Below are 16,422 nucleotides of genomic sequence, written 5' to 3' on the forward strand. Positions count from 1 at the left end.
GGGCCGAGCGGTGCTCCCATACGCCCCACGCCCGAGGTGCGGCGGCCTCTTCCCGGCAACGCGAAAGGGGCGCCGTCCCGCAGGACACGCCCCCTCCACTCAGGCCCGCGCTTACTCTTCGGTCTTGGTCTCTTCGGGCTTGCTCTCTTCAGCCTGGGCTTCCTCGGGCTGAGCGTCCTCAGGCTGAGCGTCCTCGGTCTTGGCCGGCGCCGCGTCCGCATCCTGCCCGAGCTGCGAGAGCGCCTGCTGCAGCCCCTTCTCGCGCACCAGGCTGGTGTAGTACGAGTTGATGCCGTTCGGGCCGAGCTGCTTGCTCAGGGCGTCGGGGGTCAGGCCGTTCGCCTGGGCCAGCGCGGTCATGGTCTGGTTGAACTCGGCGTCGCTGACCTGCACTTTCAGGTCTTCGGCGAGCTGCTCCAGGGCCAGGTCACGCCGCACCCGGGTCTCGGCGTTCTTGGCGAGGTCGGCCATGAAGTCGTCGAGCTTGTTCTGCTCTTTCATGAACGATTCGTACTCGCCCCACTTCACGCCCTGGCGGCCCAGATCGTCCTGGATCTCCTCCAGCATGGCCTCGCGGCGGCGATCCAGCAGCGCCTGGGGAATCTCGACCTGCATCCCTTCCACCAGATGCGTGACGAACTCCTCGCGGCGGGCGGTGTCGCCCTCCTGCGTGGCGCGGCGCTCCAGCTCTGCCTTCAGGTCGGTTCGCAGCCGCTCCAGCGACTCGAAATTCAGGCTGCTGGCGAACGCGTCGTCCAGCGCCTGCAGCTGCTTGGTCTTGACGTCCGCGATCTTCACGGTCACGGTGTGCTCGGGGTGCTCGTGGTCGCCGTGCTGGTGGGCCGGCACGGTGATCTCCACAGTGTCGCCCTTCGCCTTGCCGAGCAGCGCCTCGCGCACGTGGGCCTCGGCCACGTCCAGATACACGGGGTAGGTGCCGCCGTCCTCGCCCTGCTCCTCGATGGTGACCTGATCGGTGGCCTCGATGGGCCGCTCGACGCTCTCGAAGGTGGCGTTGCGCTCCTGAAGGTCGCTGAGGGTGCGCTCCAGCACCTCGTCGGTGATCTCGGGCGAGGTGGACGACAGCTGCGCGCTCCGCCAGTCGCCGAGTTTGACCTCGGGGTAGGTTTCACCCTTGACCGTGAATTCGAAGGCCTGGCCGCTGCTGAGGGGCCGGGGGTCGATGGTGGCGTCCACCAGGCTGAGCTTGAGTTCGCGGGCGGCCTGGGTGTAATGGGTCTGCAGCAGGCGGTCGCGCACTTCCTGCTCCACATAACCCTTGCCGACCCGGCTCTCGATGACCTTGCGGGGCGCCTTGCCCGGCCGGAACCCCGGAACGCGCACGTCGCGGCTCAGCCCCGCCCACACCTGATCGTAGGCGCGGTTCACTTCGGCAGCGGGCACCGAAACCTTGAATTCCACCTTGTTGCCATCCCTGTTCATCAGCTCTGCCACGTTGTTCTCCCGTCTGCGCCCCGGTCTCCGGCCAGTCTGCACCCTGGGGTGGATCGGCCGGGGAGGCGCTTCGATATTCTGTGCTGTCGTGCCAGACGCGCCCACCTCGCCCTGTGGGGCCACGGCAGACGCGCGACATGCCGCCCAGCATCATAGAGCCTTTTGGCCCCGGACGCACGTCCTGACCGGGCAGATGAGCGAACTCTCCACACGGGCGGCGGCGACAGGCCGTCCATGCCGCCCCGCTGCCCAGCGCCCCACCGCGCTCATTTTCAGCAGGGCGGCGGGCCTGCAGCGACTATCTACAACCGAACCGAATTCAGAAACCGAGCGGACAGCCGGGCCGCGCAGTGCCAGGGTCAGCCTGCCCCCGATGTCCCGGCGCCGCATGAGGCTACCGAAACCGCCCGACCGGATGGGCGTCCTTCACCATCACCCATCAACCATCACCCATTACCCCTACAGCGCCTGCTCGATATCCGCCTGCAGATCCGCCAGCGCCTCTACGCCCACGCTCATGCGGATGGTCGCGGGGGTCACGCCGGCGGCGGCGCGGGCGGCCTCGGGCACGCGGCCGTGGGTGGTCGTCCAGGGATGCACGACCAGGGTGCGGACATCGCCCAGGTTGGGCGCGATCCTGAGCACCTTCAGGCGGCGCAGGAAGGCGGAGGGATCGGGCACCTCGAAGGTCATGACCGCGCCGAAGCCCCGCCGCAGTTGCCGGGCGGCGTTGGCGTGGAAGGGGTGCGCCTCCAGGCCGGGGTAGCTGACCTGGCCGACCTGCGGGTGGGCGGCGAGCCAGTGCGCCAGGCCCAGGGCGGTCTCGCTCTCGCGCTCCAGGCGCAGGCCCAGCGTCTCCAGGCCCTGCGCGACCAGAAAGGCGCTGTGCGGCGCCAGGGTCATGCCGATCTGGTGGGCGCCCAGCCAGCGCTGCCGCCACGCCAGGGCCTGCTCCCCGCGGACGCTCAGCACGCTGCCCTCGCCGCCCTCGGTGTAGATGGGGTTGCCCCTCAGGTCATGCGCGGCGCCCACCGTGACGCTGCCGCCCATGACGCTGCCGTGCCCGCCCGCCCACTTGGTCAGCGACTGGCTCACGATGTCGGCGCCGTGCTCCAGGGGCCGGCACAGGAAGCCCACGCCGCCGCAGGTGTTGTCGATGGCGAGCAGGGCCCCCTGGGCGTGCGCAATGCCGGCGAGCGCGGCGATATCCGGCACGTCCCCGGCCGGGTTGCTGATCATCTCGGCCCAGACCAGCCGCGTGTTGGGGCGCAGGGCGGCCTGCACGGCGTCCGGGGTGCCCGGCACCAGCGTGGCCGAGATGCCCATCAGCGGCAGGATGTTGCCCAGCATGCCGGTGGTGCCGCCGAACAGGCTGGACGCCGACACCACATGATCCCCCGCGCGGCACACGCTCAGGATGCTGGTCAGGGTCGCCGCCTGCCCGCTGGCCACCGCCACGGTCGCCGCGCCGCCCTCCAGCGCGGTGATCCGCGATTCCAGCGCCCGCACAGTCGGATTCTGCAGCCGGGCGTAGCTGAGGCCGGCGTTCACCTGGAACTCGTCCTGCGCCTCCTCCAGCGTGTCGAACTGGAAGGCGGCGGCCGCGTGGATGGGAAAGCCGATGGTCTCGCCCAGACCGCGCGGAATCCCGGACTGCACGGCGGCCGTCTCGTAGCTCCAGTCGGGGGTGGGGGAAGGGGGCGTGTCGGTCATGGGCCCACGCTATCCGCTGCCCAGGCCGGGCGGCGGGGGTTGTCCGTATGGCATGGAGGTCCCACCAACGGGGCGCGGCCCCGGACATGCCGGAGCCGCGTAGAAAGGAGATGGATCAGGCGCGGGCGCGCAGGGAGTCGCGGATCTCGACGAGCAGCCTTTCCTCGGCGGTGGGCTCGGGCACGGCGGGGGCGGCGGGCTTGGTCATGCGCTCGCGGATGCGGTTGTAGGGCACCACGACCACCGAGTAGATGATGAACATGGTGAGCAGGAAAGTGATGATGGCGGTAATGAACAGGCCGTAATTGAAATCCACCCCGTTTACGGTAAAGACCCCGCCGACTTTGCCGCCACCCGACACCAGTTTGATCAGAGGCTCGATGAAGGCCGTCGTGAACGCGCCAACCAATGCGACAAACGCCGCACCTGTCACGACAGCGATGGCGAGATCAACGATGTTGCCGCGCATGATGAAGTCCCGGAATCCTTGTATCATGGTGAGCAGTTTTACATTTCAAGATGAGGAGAACAAGGTTTCCTTAATGAGATGTCTAGACATTTAAGGGATGTTTGAGGCATTTCTCCGGATTTTTCTGACGGTTTCGTTGTAAGTCGTGACCCGACTCCGGACGCCTCCAGACTGCCTTCATCCTGCGCGGGCGCGGGCGGGGCGCGGTGTACCTTGACCGGGTGATCCCCCCGCCCTCCCACTCCGCCGCCACCGCGGTACCCAGGGGAGCCCGGAGCCGCGCGCCCCGCGTCCTGCAGACCCTGGAAGCGCACTATCCGGATGCCCGCACCGAACTGGCCTTCACGACCCCCTTCGAGCTGCTGGTGGCGACCGTGCTCAGCGCCCAGGCCACCGATGTCAGCGTGAACGCGGCCACGCCTGCGCTGTTCGCGCGCTATCCGGATGCCCAGGCCATGAGCGCCGCGCAGCCGGAGGACATCGAGCCGCTGATCCGCTCGATCGGGCTGTACCGGGGCAAGGCGAGGAATCTGGCGGCACTGGCCCGGCTGCTGCTGGAGCGGCACGGCGGCGAGGTGCCCAACGACTTTGGCGCCGTGGTGGCGCTGCCCGGCGCGGGCCGCAAGACGGCGAACGTGGTGCTCAGCAACGCCTTTGGCTATCCGGCCATCGCGGTGGATACCCACGTGGGCCGCCTCGCGCGCCGGCTGGGGCTGAGCGGGCAGACGAACCCGGACAAGGTGGAACGCGACCTGCAGACGCTGTTTCCGCGGGAACGCTGGGTGTTCCTGCACCACGCCCTGATTCTGCACGGCCGCCGCATCTGCACGGCGCGCGCCCCCGCCTGCGGCGCCTGCCCGATGGCCGACTTCTGTCCGCAAGTGGGTGTGGGACTTGCCAGCCGTTGAGCGTCTGACCCCATCCTCTGGCTTCCTGTCGCTGGCCCCTGGCTTCCTGCCTTCAGCCCCCGGCCCTCTGCTTCCCCAGAGGCCCCCCGCATGACCTGGCGCTTTTCCGGGCAGCTGTGGCTGTTCCTGGCCTCGGCCTTCGCCTTCGGGCTGGGGCAGGCCTTCACGGCCCTGTTCCTGAACTTCTATCTGCGGGCGCTGGGGCTGGGCACCGAATGGCAGGGGCTGATCAACGCCCTGCCGGCGCTCACCCTGGCCCTGCTGAGCCTGCCGGCGGTGGCGCTGGCGCGGCGGATCAGCAACGCCCATACCCTCAAGATCGGCACGGCGCTGGGTGTGCTGGGCAGCGTGCTGCTGGCGCTGGCCGGCGGGCCGGGGCTGGCCCTGCTGGGCGCGCTGGTGCAGGGCGCAGGCGCGGCCCTGACCGTGGTCGCCGGCCCCGCCTTCATGGCCAACCACAGCGACGAGCGCAGCCGGGTCACGCTCTTTTCGGTGCAGAGCGCCCTGATGACTGGCGCGGGCTTCCTGGGCAACCTGCTGGGCGGGCGCGTGCCGGAGGTCTACGGCGCCCTCACCGGCAGCGCCCCTGATGGACTCGACGCCCTGCGCGCCGCGCTGCTGCTGGCCGCCGCGCTGGGGCTGCTGGGCCTGCTGCCCATCCTGGGGCTGCGGCCCAGCGACCGCCCCCGCCCGCCCGGCCGCAGCTTCGCGGTGCGCGACAAGCGCACGATGGCGCGGCTGGTCGCTCCCAACGTGCTGGTGGGGCTGGGCGCCGGGGCCACGATTCCGTTCCTGAACGTGTTTATCGAGGGCAAGTTTCAGGTGGACTACGCCAGCCTGGGCACGCTGTTCGCCTGGGCCAGTCTGGCGACCGCCGGCACCGCGCTGCTGCAGCCCCTGCTCGTGCAGCGCATGGGCCACCTGCAGGCGGTGATCCTGGTGCAGGCCAGTTCGCTGCCGTTCCTGGCGCTGCTGGGCTTCGCGCCGCAGCTGTGGCTGGTCACGGCGGCGCTGTTCGTGCGCGGCGCCCTGATGAACGCCACGGGGCCGGTCTACGGGGCCTACGCCATGAGCACGCTGCCCGAAGACGACCGGCCCATGTACGCCGCCGTGAACACCATCGGCTGGGATCTGGGCTGGGCGGTGAGCAGCCTGCTGGCCGGGGTGGTGCGGGGCCGGCTGCCCTTCGGCCCGGCCTTCGCCCTGCTGTTCAGCTGGACGCTCTCGATGTACGCGCTGAGCGTGCTGGCCATCTATCTGGGCCTCTACCGCCCGGCCCGGCGCCGCTCGCTCGCCGCGTCCTCATCGGCCGGCTGAGCGGCTGGGGGGCTGATCTGAACGGGGAGGGCTGGCCTGAACACACGGCCAACGGGCAAGTGCAGGTCGGGGGGGTAGACTGGAAGGAATGACTGACTCGACCCCCCTTCACCGCCTGCAACGTGTTCAGGAACTCGACCTGAGCCTCGACCGCCTGCGCGATGAGGAACTGAACATCCCCGATGACCTGAAGACTGTGCGCGCCGAGCAGGAGCGCCTGAACAACGATCTGGAGGACACCGAGATCACCCTGGAGGACGTCGACCGGCGGGTTCGCGCCCAGGAGCAGGATCTGGCCGGCACCCGCGAGCAGATCGCCCGGGCCAAGGAAGAGCAGGACAAGAACGCCTTCGATGCCCGCGCCCAGTCACAGTTCGGCAGCCGTATCCAGCAGCTCGGCGAGCGCGCCGACGAGATGGAAGAAGACCTCCAGCCCATGCGCGAGCGGCAGCGCGAGCTGAACGAGCGGGCCGCCAGCCTGCGCGCCCAGATGCGCGCCCTGCGCCCCGGCCTGTCCGAACTCGAAGACCGCGACGAGGGCCGCGTTCAGGACTTGCGCCAGCAGGGCGAGGCCGACCGCCAGGAGCGCGCCCGGCTGGCCGCCGATCTCGACACCCGCACCATCCGCGAATACGACATGATCCGCAAGGCGAAAAAGGGCCTGGGCGTGGTGGAGATCAAGGGCGGGCGCTGCTCGGGCTGCAACGTGGTGCTGCCGGTCAGCGTGCAGCAGAAGGCCGCGATGGGCAAGCTGCCCCCCGTGAAGTGCCCCTCGTGCGGCCGCTTCCTGATCCGCCTCGATCTGCAGGACTGAGCTGAAATCAGGACTGAGCCGAAATATTGAGCCGGTGTGAGACCAGTACGCAAAAAGCGCCGTCTGACCATTGTTCAGACGGCGCTCGCGTTGGTTGATCTGGGGCAAGGGTTGACAAGTACCTGAGTGTGCGATCCCTCGTCTAGAACCATTGGGAAGATCCTCCGCTCCATTTAGGATGACAAGGTTGGAGAGGAAGGCTCTGCAATTCGCCCACTTGCGAGCAGGCGATTGGGATGACCGGAAAAGCCGGGGCGGCCCGATGGAGTTCTCGGGCCGACAGTCCTACTCCAGGTCTTCAGAACGCGTCTTCCTCGAACACCCGGCGCACGGCTGCTCTGTCCAGGCCCAGGCTGAGCAGCGTGAGCAGCAGGAGCCGGGCCTTGTGGGCGTTCAGGAAACTGGCCGGGATCGCGCCGGCCGCGACCAGGGTGGCGCCGCCGCCGGGGTAGCCGTAGACCGGCAGCACGGGCCCGGCGTGGGTGCGGGTGGCGATCACCACGGGTTTTTCGGTCTGCTCGATGAGCGGCAGCAGTTCGGCGGGCAGGTTGCCGGTGCCCAGCGCGGCGATCACCAGCCCGTCGGCGCGCGCACACGCCTCGGCGTAGCCCTCGCCCTGCCAGCCGGCGTAGGCGTACAGGATCTCCACGCGGGCCTCCAGGTGCTCCGGGCGGTACGGCGTGCGGGCCTCGGGCATGGCGAAATACTCGATGTGCGCGGCCTGACCCACGCGGTCGATCCGGCCGATGGGGCCGGGATAGCCGCCGAAGGCATCGACGGCAGTGGTGTGGATCTTGGTCACCGTGCGGGCATCGAAGAGGTCGCCGCCGAAGACCACCAGCGCGCCGCGCCCACGCGTTTTCGGGTGCAGGGCCACCTGGGCCGCGTCCAGCAGGTTGCCCGGCCCGTCCCAGGAGACCTCGCCCATATGCCGCATGGAGCCGGTGAGCACCACCGGAATGGTGGCGGGCAGCAGCAGGTGGAGCAGGAAGGCCGTCTCCTCCAGCGTGTCGGTGCCGTGCGTGACGATCACGCCGTCGTGGGCCGGGGCGACCTGAGCGACCAGACGGGCGAGCCGCAGCATGTGGGCCGGGGTCACGTGCGGGCTGGGCAGCGTGAAGGGCTGGAAATCGCTGATCTCCACGCCCCGCAGCCCCGGCACGCTGGGCGCCTGCTGCGGCGTCACGCCCCGCCCGTCCGGACTGGGGCGGCTGGCGATCGTGCCGCCCGTGTGGATCACGGCCAGACGGCGGGGCTCAGTCATGGGGACGCAGGCATCCGGGAGACGGGGGCCGCGTCAGACGTGGGCCGCTTCGACCAGCTCGCGGGCGCCCTGACCCAGCATGTCGGTGGCCAGTTCGGCGCCCAGTTCGGCGCACTCGCTGGGATCGCCCTGGGTGGTGCCGCGGATGACCTGAGCCCCGTCCAGCGCGCCCACCCAGCCCTCCAGGATCATGACCCCGCCCTTGATGGAGGCGTAGGCGCCCACCGGGGCCATGCAGCCGGCGCCCAGCCCGCCCAGGAATTCGCGCTCGGCGGTGATCCGGTCGTCGGTGGAGTGGTCGTGGATGGCGTAGGCGACCTCGATGCTCAGGTCGTCGTCGGCGCGGGTCTCCAGGGCCAGCGCGCCCTGACCTGGAGCGGGCAGCATGATGTCTGGCTCCAGAAACTCGTCGATGCGGTGGCGCATCTCGGTGCGGATCAGGCCGGCGGCCGCCAGGATGATGGCGTCGTACTCGTCGCCGGCCAGCGCGGCCAGGCGGGTGTCGATGTTGCCGCGCAGGTCGCGCACGACCAGATCGGGCCGGTAGGCTTTCAGGAAGGCCTTGCGGCGCACCGAGCTGGTGCCCACGCGCGCACCCTGCGGCAGCGCGGCGAGCTGCTTCATGCCTTCCTTGCCGATCAGCACGTCGCGCGCATCGACCCGCTTGGGAATGGAGGCGACCTCCAGCTCCGCAGGCTGTTCGGTGGGCAGATCCTTGAGGCTGTGCACAGCGATGTCGATCCGTTTCTGCAACAGAGCGTCCTCGATTTCCTTGACCCAGAAGCCCTTGTCGCCGCGAGCCGCCATCGAGGCCAGACTGCCGCGTTGCTGATCCCCCTTGGTACTGATCGTCTGAATCCGGAAGTCCGTTTCCGGCCACTCTTCCTTCAAGCGGGCGACCACCCAGTGGGTCTGCGCGAGCGCAAGCGTTGAGCCGCGCGTTCCAACCGTCACCGTACGCATAACCCGCGCATTATACGGAACGCCGGTCAGGACACACCTCCACCCTGCGTTGCCCCCCTCCACATAAACCGGTGGTGCGAACAGGGTCAAGCGGCTTTCATGCCCAGATCCGGCGGCCAGCAGGGAGGCGGCCGCGAATTCTTATGTCTCTTCGTGGGAATCCGTCCGGAGAATCGTCGGGCTGAGCACCGCGAGAGAACCGCCCCAGTAAGTGAGGGCAGGCCGGGGGCGGGCGTCAGCGGCGCAGCTTGCGCGCGGCCTCGTCGGGGGTGATCTCGCCTCGCTCCAGGCTGCTCAGCACCTCGGCCTGCGGGTCGGCCAGTTCGGGCTCGTAGCCGATGGCGCGCAGCAGCGTGTCGAAGCGGGCGCGCACGGTGGGATAGCTGACGCCCAGCACGCGCTCGACCTCCTTGAGGTTGCCGCGTACCCGGATGTACAGCCGCAGGAACTCCAGGTTCTCGGGGCTCAGCACAGCGAATTCGTTGAGTTCGAAGGTGCCGCGCACGGTCACGCCGCTGGTCGGGAAGCGCAGTTCCGTGACCAGCGGCGACTCGGTTTCGTCGGGGAAGGGCAGGGGCAGGGGGCGCATAGGGCTCACTTTAGGCAGAAGGCTGAAGGGCCAGGGCAGAGGGCTAGAACGGTTCCGGTCCCCTGCCCCCCGCCTCCAGCGGTCGGCCTCACTTCAGGGAGATATGGACTTCGTTGCCGTGCTGATCCTCGGCGTCGATCAGGGGGCCGGGGGGCGGATCGGCCTCGATCAGCAGCTGCAGGGTCTCCACGCTGAACCCGGCCTCTTCCAGCGCGGCCAGGCCGTGCGGGGGGATCAGCCGGTGCAGGTGCGGGGCCAGGCTGACCGGGATGTTGGCGGTGTATTCGTCACCGTGCTGGGATTCCACCTGAATCCGCAGGACGCGGCTGGAGGTGGGGCGACCGCCGCTGTAGCGGGGCGCGGAGCCCTGGGCGGCGCGCTCGACCTGTTCCGTGATGCTGTCGACCATGGTTTCGATTCCTCCAGTCAGGCGGTCGACCAGACCGTCTACAGGGCCCCGGCGGCCCCGGCGGCCGTCCCAGGTGAAGCCTTCGCCGAAGCGGGGGGCTCCGGGGGGCGGCGGGGGGGGCGGCACGCTGTCGCGGATGCCGCGCAGCAGGAGCAGATGTTCGGCGACCTGGGCGGTGTCCAGCTCGTCACGGGCGAGCAGCGAGGCGACCAGTTCGCGGTCGCTGTCGGTCAGCGCCAGTTTGGGGCTCAGGGCGGCCATCAGGGGGGCGGCGTCGTCCAGGGTCAGTTTCCCGGCGCGCACCAGATCGAGGATACGTTTGACTTTCTCTCTCATGGCAGGTCTCGCATTGCGGGTCTCGCAGGGCCGCGCCCGCAGCCGGTCTCACGTCTCACGGCCATGTTCACGGCCAGTCTCACGGAAGGTCGCTCTGGGCCCGCTGACCCCGCAGGTGGGTGGGGGCGGCTCCGCTGAGCAGGAAGGGATGGCTGCCGATGCTCACGACCTCCGGCAGCGCGCCGCTGCTGAACCGCAGGAAGCGCGCATACCGCTGCTCAGGCGTCAGCCGGGGCCACAGCCACTGGCGCAGGCGCTGCCAGAGGGTCGGTGGGCGGGCAGGGGTGGCCGGAGCCGCCAGAGGCACCGGCAGGCGAAGGGTGGACGGTGGCCGCGCGGCCCGGCGGACGACCCGGTGGCCGACCCGGCGGGGTGAAGTGACGTTCATCATGGTTCCTCCTGGGAAAGCGGCGGGTGAGACCACGGGGAAGATGCGGACACGGGCCGGCGGAGTCATCCTGGCCGGACGCCCGGAGCGGGGCGCGCTGGAGCCTGGGGCGGCGGGGGGGCCGTCCTCATGCCCGCCCGCAGGCCCCCGCCGACGCTGATCAGCACGGTCACGCGCTCACCAGCTTGACCTGACCGGCGGCGACCCGGCAGGACAGGGCGGCCTCGCCGCTGCCCAGCTGACCGCTGTGGTGGGTGGTCACGAAGGAGCCGTGCTTGCGGGTCGGGAAGTCGGCCCGGAAGGCGCCCACGGTGACGTCGGCCTCCACGCGCACGGAGGAGCCCGGCCACAGGTGCAGGGTGGCGTTCCCGGCGTTGACCTCCAGGCGGTGGTCGCCCCCCGAGAGCAGGCCCGCCCACTTGAGGTTGCCGCCGTTCACGCTGGCGTTCAGGGTGTGGGCGCCGCTCAGGGTGAGGTTGCCGCCGTTCACGCTCAGCAGGGTGGGGCCGCCCATCTCGGTGCCGGTCAGGTTGCCGCCGTTCACGTCGGCTTTCAGGCTGGCGGCGCGGCCCATGTGGATATTCCCGCCGTTGACGTCGGCCAGCATCTCCCCGCCGATGTCCGGGAGGTTCAGGTTGCCGCCATTGACCTCGGCGTTCACGTGGCGCGGCGGGAAGGGCACGGTCAGGATGGCCCGCACGGTGTTCCAGCCGCCGTGGTGGTCACCCGGACGGCGGGCCACCCGCCAGCCCCGCGGCGTGGCCTCCAGCAGCAGTTTGCCGTCCTCGTTCGCGTGCAGCTCGGGCCGGCTGAAGTGGCCGTCCACCACGACCTGCAGGGTGTAGCCGCTGACCTCCAGTTTCAGATCCGGCGGGATGTCGGTGTCGTCCAGCTGGGCCGGGTCGCTGCCGGACTGGACGGGGCGCAGGTGCACGCCACTCCCCTCCTCGGCGCCGTCCTGGCCGTCCAGCAGGCCCTGGGCCTCCTCGGCGGTGAGTTTGCCATCGGCCACCAGACGTTGCACCTGGGCACGGAATTCCTCGGGTTGACTGTTCTCACTCATGCTCGCCTCCTGCATCAATAGAAACACCGATCTACTATTCTGTCAAGTTGAACTTGATACAGAGACGGCGGGCATGGGATTTATGCCGCACTGGACGCACCTCCAGGGAACAGATCATCGAATCTTCATGTGAGGTGAAAAGCCAGGATTGCTATTCAGTGAAGTTCAGTCAGACCCCCTATGCTCTGGGCCATGACCTCTCCCGCCCCCGAGCTGACGCCCGCCCAGCGCACCGAGATCGAACTGCTGGCGCGCGGCAAACAGGAAAAGAGCCGTGCCATGCGTGAGCTGGGCCTGAGCGAGACGCCCGAGGCCGCGCACGCGCTGCTGCTGCGCTCCGGGCTGTGGCCCGAGTCCCGCACCCCCTACGCCGACCGGCTGCACGCCACCACCCAGCCGCTGGAGCTGCCCGTGCCGGAATTTCCGGCGGAGGCCCGCCTCGACCTGACCCACCTGGACGCCTTCGCCATCGACGACGAGGGCAACCGCGATCCGGACGACGCGGTGGGCATCGAGGCGCTGGGCGGCGGCCTGACCCGGCTGTGGGTGCACGTGGCCGACGTGGCCGCGCTGGTGCCGGCGGGCAGCGACCTCGACACGGCGGCCCGCTCGCGCGGCGCGACCCTCTACCTGCCGGATCAGACGGTGGGGATGCTGCCCGACGCGCTGGTAGAAAGGGCGGGCCTGGGCCTGCACGAGACCAGCCCGGCGCTGTCGGTCAGCCTCGATCTGGACGAGAGCGGCAACGCTGACGCGGTGGATGTCCAGCTGACCCGCGTGCGCGTGACCCGCCTGAGCTACACGCAGGCGCAGGCCCGCCTGGACGCCGCCGAGAAGCCCTTCGTGTCGCTGCTGCGCCTGGCCCGCGCCAGCCGGCTGCTGCGCGAATCGGAGGGCGCGCTGTCCATCGACCTGCCGGAAGTGCGCATCAAGGCCGACGAACACACGGTCACGATCACCCCGATGCCCAAGCCCGAGATGCGCTTCGTGGTGCAGGAGTGCATGACCCTGGCCGGCTGGGGCGCCGCCATCTTCGCCGACGACAACCACGTGCCCCTGCCCTTCGCCACCCAGGACTACCCCACCCGCGAGGTGCGCGGCGAGGGCCTGAGTTCGCAGTGGGCGCGGCGCAAGACGCTGGCGCGCACCCGCTTCCAGCCGGCGCCGGGGCCGCACCACGGCATGGGGCTCGATCTGTACGTCCAGGTCACCAGCCCCATGCGGCGCTACCTGGATCTGGTGGTGCACCAGCAGCTGCGCTCTTTCCTGAGCGGCGGGGAGCCCATGCCGGGCCAGCTGATGGCCTCGCACATCGCGCAGTCGGGCCTCAACGCCGACGCCACCCGCCAGGCCGAGCGCCTGAGCCGCCGGCACCACACCCTGCGCCTGATCGCCGCGCAGCCGGAACGCGAGTGGGAGGGCGTGGTGGTCGACAAGCGCGGCCCCCAGGCGACCCTGCTGATCCCGGAGCTGGCCTTCGATCTGCCGCTCAGCACCCCGGCGCCGCTGGGCAGCGTCCTGAAGGTGCGCCTGAGCGACGTGAACCTGCCGGCCCTGAGCGCGCGGGCGCGTCCTCTCTGAGGATCCGTTCAGAATCGACCCACGGCATTCCGCCCAGAGACGAAAAAGTGTGTATTGACCGCTACCAAAGCTGCTTCATCTTTCATTCAGGTGGGCCACCGTCTGCTTAAACTGCCTGTCATGAAGTCCGTGAGCACCGCCCCGCGCGACATCGTGTCCCTCCGCATGAGCCATTGCCGAGCCGAACATGCCGCACAGGCGGCGCAGTACCACCTCGCGGTGATGCACTACCGCGAGTGTCTGGAAGCCGCCGAACGCCGCGAGGACTGCCGCGCCACGGAGTTTTTCGCCCTCAAGCTGGCCGAGTGCTACGCCGCGATGGGGCTGGGCGAGAAGGCCTCGCAGTTCCACGCGCTGGCCGGCTCCGAAGACGCCCCGCTGCTGGGCTGAGCCGCCCGCCTGCTGATCCGGGCTGAGCCGCTGGATCGGCGGCTCCCCGGATCAGCTCCTGTTCAGCCCGCTCACGCACACTGGCCCCATGATCCGACTGCTGGCCCTCCTCACGCTCCTGGGCGTGTCGTTCGCTTCGGCCGGGGCCGTGACCCTGGCCCCCGGCCAGACGGGCCAGCTGGGAGACCGCACCGTGACGGTGCTCAGCGTCCGCGACAGCCGCTGCCCGATCAACGCTCGCTGCATTCGCGCAGGTGAACTCGCCGCGAGTGTGCTGGTGGGCCGGGGCCACGCGGCCCAGCTGCTCAAACTGCGTTTTCCAGAGGCGACCGGCAGCGGCTGGGCTGGCCTGCGGATCGCCGCCGCGACCGAACTCGAAGCCGGCAAGCGCACACCGCTGCGGATCACGTTCAGCGACCAGCGGGACTGAGCCACCGGGGCTCGCCACCGCCCCGTGCGGGCGGCCTGACCTGCCGCGTACGGGCCGGGTGATTTAATACCTCCCATGCGTCACCTCTCCCCCACCGATCCCACTCCCCGTGACCTGGGCTTCGCCATGCCGCCCGAATGGGCGCCGCACGCGGCCACCTGGATGAGCTGGCCGGCCGACGACGACCTGTGGTTCGGTCACCTGGAGGACGTGCGCGCCGAGTTCGCCGAGCTGGTGAGGACGATCGCCCGCTTCGAGAGCGTGCAGCTGCTGGTGCGCGACGACGAGAGCGAACAGGACGCGAGGGAGCGCCTGGGCAGCGCCGACGTGAAGTTCCACCGCGTCCCCCTGGACGACGTGTGGCTGCGGGACAACGGGCCGATCTTCGTCCGGAGGGAGGGAGGAGTGTCGAATGATGAGACACGGGCCACCTCATCCCTCGATCCTCAACCCCCATCACTGTCCTTCATCAACTGGCGCTTCAATGCCTGGGGCGGCAAGTTCGACTGGGAGAACGACGACCGCGTGCCCGAGTACGTGGCCGGCGCCCTGAACGCCGCACACTGGGACAGGCCCGAGGTGCTCGAAGGCGGCGGGCTGGAGGTCAACGGGGCGGGCGTGGGCCTCACCACGCGGTCATGCTTCCTGACCGACACCCGCAATCCCGGGCTGGACGAGGCCGGCTACGCGGCGCTGCTGCGGGAGACCCTGGGCATCGAGAAACTCCTGTGGCTCGACGGTGGCCTGGAGAACGACCACACCGACGGCCACATCGACACCATCACCCGCTTCACCGACGAGCGCACCATCGTGACCTCCGTGGAACCCGACGAGGACGATCCCAACCACGAGGTCATGGCCCGCAACCTGATCGCGCTGCGGAACATGACCGACGCGCAGGGCCGCCCCTTCCGGATCGTGGAGCTGCCGCTGCCGGCGAACTATCTGGAGGGCGCCGAGGGCCGCCTGCCGCCCACCTACGCCAACTTCTACATCGGCAACGGTTTCGTGGCCGTGCCGCAGTACGGCGACCCCAACGACCGCCGGGCGCTGGAGATCCTGGCGCCGCTCTTCCCGGGCCGCGAGGTCATCGGCCTGAGCAGCCGCGCGATCATCCAGGGCGGCGGCTCGTTCCACTGCGTGACCCAGCAGCAGCCGGCGGGGACGGTGTGGAAGGGCGAATAGAGCTGGGCAGCGGCTACGCGGCCCGCCCGATCCCGCTGGCCACGTACCGGGATGCCTGCGCCCGGCTGGAAGGGCAGATCTTCGGCGACTCCTGGCTCTATGACTTCGGGCCGTCGACCAGACCGGCGCCGCCCCTGGGCGAGACCTTCTGCTGGGGCCTGTACCACGGCGCCGAATCCATCGGCTGGCAGTTCTCGCACCAATGGGATGAGCGCACGGTGTACATGGCCGATAGTGGCGTGCTGCCGGGGCACCAGGGCCAGGGGCTCTACACCCGCCTGCTGCCGCACGTGCTGGACACCTTCCGCGCCGCCGGCTACACGCTGGTGCAGAGCCACCACCGCGCCACGAACACCCGCGTGCTCGTGCCCAAGCTGCGCGCGGGCTTCGTGCTGCAGGGCCTCAACCTGTACGAGGGCGGCCTGAATGCGGCGCTGACCCTCTCGCTGGACGGGGCCTACCGGCAGGCACAGCACGTCCGCAGCGGCTTCCAGCAGGCGCAGGGCGAGGCGGCGCGGCGGCTGGGGGTCAGGGCGCGGGCACAGGCACAGGACATGGAGGTTCCCTCCGTCCCCCTTCCGGACGGCGTGGGCAGCGGCCTCGACCTGGGGGCCGGGTATACGCTGCACCTGGTGCCCTACGACACCTACCTCGCGGTCTACTCCCGCCTGGAGGCCGCCGCCTATGCGTCCGTGTCGTTCGAGTGGGCGCGGCCTCCCCGTCTGCCCACGCCCGACCTGCCCCGGTCTGCCTGGCTGGTCGCCCACCGGGGCGAGGTCGCCGGCTGGCACCTCTCGCGCCAGTGGGACGCGCGCACCGCCTACATGGTGAACACCGCCTTCCTGCCCGAGCACCGGGGAAAGGGCCTGTACACCCGGCTGCTGCCGCTGGTGCTGGAGCATCTGCGCGCCGGGGGCTACGACCTGGTTCGCAGCCACCACCACGCGACCAATTCGGCCGTGCTGGTGCCGAAGCTGCGCGCCGGCTTCCGGATTCAGGGCCTGCAGGTGGACGAACACGGGGTCATGGCCGTGCTGGTCTACAGCTTCGACGAGGTCTACCGCGACTACATGGACGTCCGTTCGGGCCTGCAGCGGCCCCGGGGCGAGGTCGCGCGGCGGCTCGATCTGGAGTAGCTGGGCCTGGAC

The 16,422-nt window shown here is 69.8% G+C and carries 17 protein-coding genes; 8 read left to right on the forward strand and 9 right to left on the reverse strand.

Annotated elements, in window-relative coordinates:
- Nucleotides 1–111 precede the first annotated feature (111 nt).
- From tig to mscL, 3 genes are all read right to left on the reverse strand, one after another.
- On the reverse strand, nt 112–1,455 hold the full coding sequence (tig, locus tag CVO96_RS06680; protein ID WP_103311546.1) for a trigger factor: 1,344 nt from the start codon (nt 1,453–1,455) through the stop codon (nt 112–114).
- A gap of 459 nt (nt 1,456–1,914) precedes the next feature.
- Complete coding sequence (locus tag CVO96_RS06685; RefSeq protein WP_103311547.1) at nt 1,915–3,168, reverse strand: aminotransferase class V-fold PLP-dependent enzyme; 1,254 nt, start codon at nt 3,166–3,168, stop codon at nt 1,915–1,917.
- A gap of 115 nt (nt 3,169–3,283) precedes the next feature.
- Nucleotides 3,284–3,664 carry a large conductance mechanosensitive channel protein MscL gene (mscL, locus tag CVO96_RS06690; RefSeq protein WP_103311548.1) on the reverse strand — a complete coding sequence of 127 codons (381 nt, stop codon included), beginning with the start codon at nt 3,662–3,664 and terminating at the stop codon, nt 3,284–3,286.
- A gap of 194 nt (nt 3,665–3,858) precedes the next feature.
- On the opposite strand from mscL, the gene nth reads away from it, so the two are divergent.
- The 3 genes from nth to CVO96_RS06705 all read left to right on the forward strand — a co-directional run bounded on the left by nth (nt 3,859) and on the right by CVO96_RS06705 (nt 6,676).
- Complete coding sequence (nth, locus tag CVO96_RS06695) at nt 3,859–4,545, forward strand: endonuclease III (RefSeq protein ID WP_243398198.1); 687 nt, start codon at nt 3,859–3,861, stop codon at nt 4,543–4,545.
- 90 nt (nt 4,546–4,635) lie between these two features.
- The gene (locus CVO96_RS06700; RefSeq protein WP_103311549.1) at nt 4,636–5,862 is read left to right on the forward strand and encodes an MFS transporter; all 1,227 of its coding nucleotides are present in this window, start codon (nt 4,636–4,638) and stop codon (nt 5,860–5,862) included.
- 88 nt (nt 5,863–5,950) lie between these two features.
- On the forward strand, nt 5,951–6,676 hold the full coding sequence (locus CVO96_RS06705) for a zinc ribbon domain-containing protein (protein WP_103311550.1): 726 nt from the start codon (nt 5,951–5,953) through the stop codon (nt 6,674–6,676).
- Between the two features lie 298 nt (nt 6,677–6,974).
- Here CVO96_RS06705 and CVO96_RS06710 read toward each other — a convergent pair whose 3' ends face one another.
- The 6 genes from CVO96_RS06710 to CVO96_RS06735 form a co-directional block, all read right to left on the reverse strand.
- Nucleotides 6,975–7,940 (reverse strand): asparaginase, encoded by a 966-nt coding sequence (locus CVO96_RS06710; protein WP_103311551.1) that lies wholly within the window; start codon nt 7,938–7,940, stop codon nt 6,975–6,977.
- Nucleotides 7,941–7,973: 33 nt separating this feature from the next.
- A complete protein-coding gene (hemC, locus tag CVO96_RS06715) occupies nt 7,974–8,903 on the reverse strand; it encodes a hydroxymethylbilane synthase (RefSeq protein ID WP_103311552.1) in 930 nt (309 codons plus the stop codon).
- A 235-nt stretch (nt 8,904–9,138) separates the two neighbouring features.
- Nucleotides 9,139–9,492 carry a DUF2089 domain-containing protein gene (locus CVO96_RS06720; RefSeq protein WP_103311553.1) on the reverse strand — a complete coding sequence of 118 codons (354 nt, stop codon included), beginning with the start codon at nt 9,490–9,492 and terminating at the stop codon, nt 9,139–9,141.
- A gap of 88 nt (nt 9,493–9,580) precedes the next feature.
- Nucleotides 9,581–10,237, reverse strand: coding sequence for an SHOCT-like domain-containing protein (locus CVO96_RS06725; RefSeq protein WP_103311554.1), 657 nt, complete (start codon nt 10,235–10,237; stop codon nt 9,581–9,583).
- A gap of 79 nt (nt 10,238–10,316) precedes the next feature.
- Nucleotides 10,317–10,628, reverse strand: coding sequence for a hypothetical protein (locus CVO96_RS06730; RefSeq protein WP_103311555.1), 312 nt, complete (start codon nt 10,626–10,628; stop codon nt 10,317–10,319).
- Between the two features lie 166 nt (nt 10,629–10,794).
- A complete protein-coding gene (locus CVO96_RS06735) occupies nt 10,795–11,688 on the reverse strand; it encodes a DUF4097 family beta strand repeat-containing protein (RefSeq protein WP_103311556.1) in 894 nt (297 codons plus the stop codon).
- Between the two features lie 192 nt (nt 11,689–11,880).
- Between CVO96_RS06735 and CVO96_RS06740 the strand changes: the two genes are divergently transcribed.
- From CVO96_RS06740 to CVO96_RS06760, 5 genes are all read left to right on the forward strand, one after another.
- The gene (locus CVO96_RS06740; protein WP_103313338.1) at nt 11,881–13,269 is read left to right on the forward strand and encodes an RNB domain-containing ribonuclease; all 1,389 of its coding nucleotides are present in this window, start codon (nt 11,881–11,883) and stop codon (nt 13,267–13,269) included.
- Between the two features lie 120 nt (nt 13,270–13,389).
- A complete protein-coding gene (locus CVO96_RS06745) occupies nt 13,390–13,659 on the forward strand; it encodes a hypothetical protein (protein ID WP_103311557.1) in 270 nt (89 codons plus the stop codon).
- Between the two features lie 88 nt (nt 13,660–13,747).
- Complete coding sequence (locus CVO96_RS06750; protein WP_103311558.1) at nt 13,748–14,089, forward strand: hypothetical protein; 342 nt, start codon at nt 13,748–13,750, stop codon at nt 14,087–14,089.
- A gap of 75 nt (nt 14,090–14,164) precedes the next feature.
- Nucleotides 14,165–15,274, forward strand: a complete 1,110-nt coding sequence (locus CVO96_RS06755) for an agmatine deiminase family protein (RefSeq protein ID WP_103311559.1) — start codon at nt 14,165–14,167, stop codon at nt 15,272–15,274.
- Complete coding sequence (locus CVO96_RS06760) at nt 15,259–16,410, forward strand: GNAT family N-acetyltransferase (protein WP_103311560.1); 1,152 nt, start codon at nt 15,259–15,261, stop codon at nt 16,408–16,410. Before CVO96_RS06755 ends, CVO96_RS06760 begins: the two co-directional genes overlap by 16 nt.
- Nucleotides 16,411–16,422: the final 12 nt, after the last annotated feature.

Origin of the sequence: Deinococcus koreensis, assembly GCF_002901445.1 — a bacterium.
GTDB lineage: Bacteria > Deinococcota > Deinococci > Deinococcales > Deinococcaceae > Deinococcus > Deinococcus koreensis.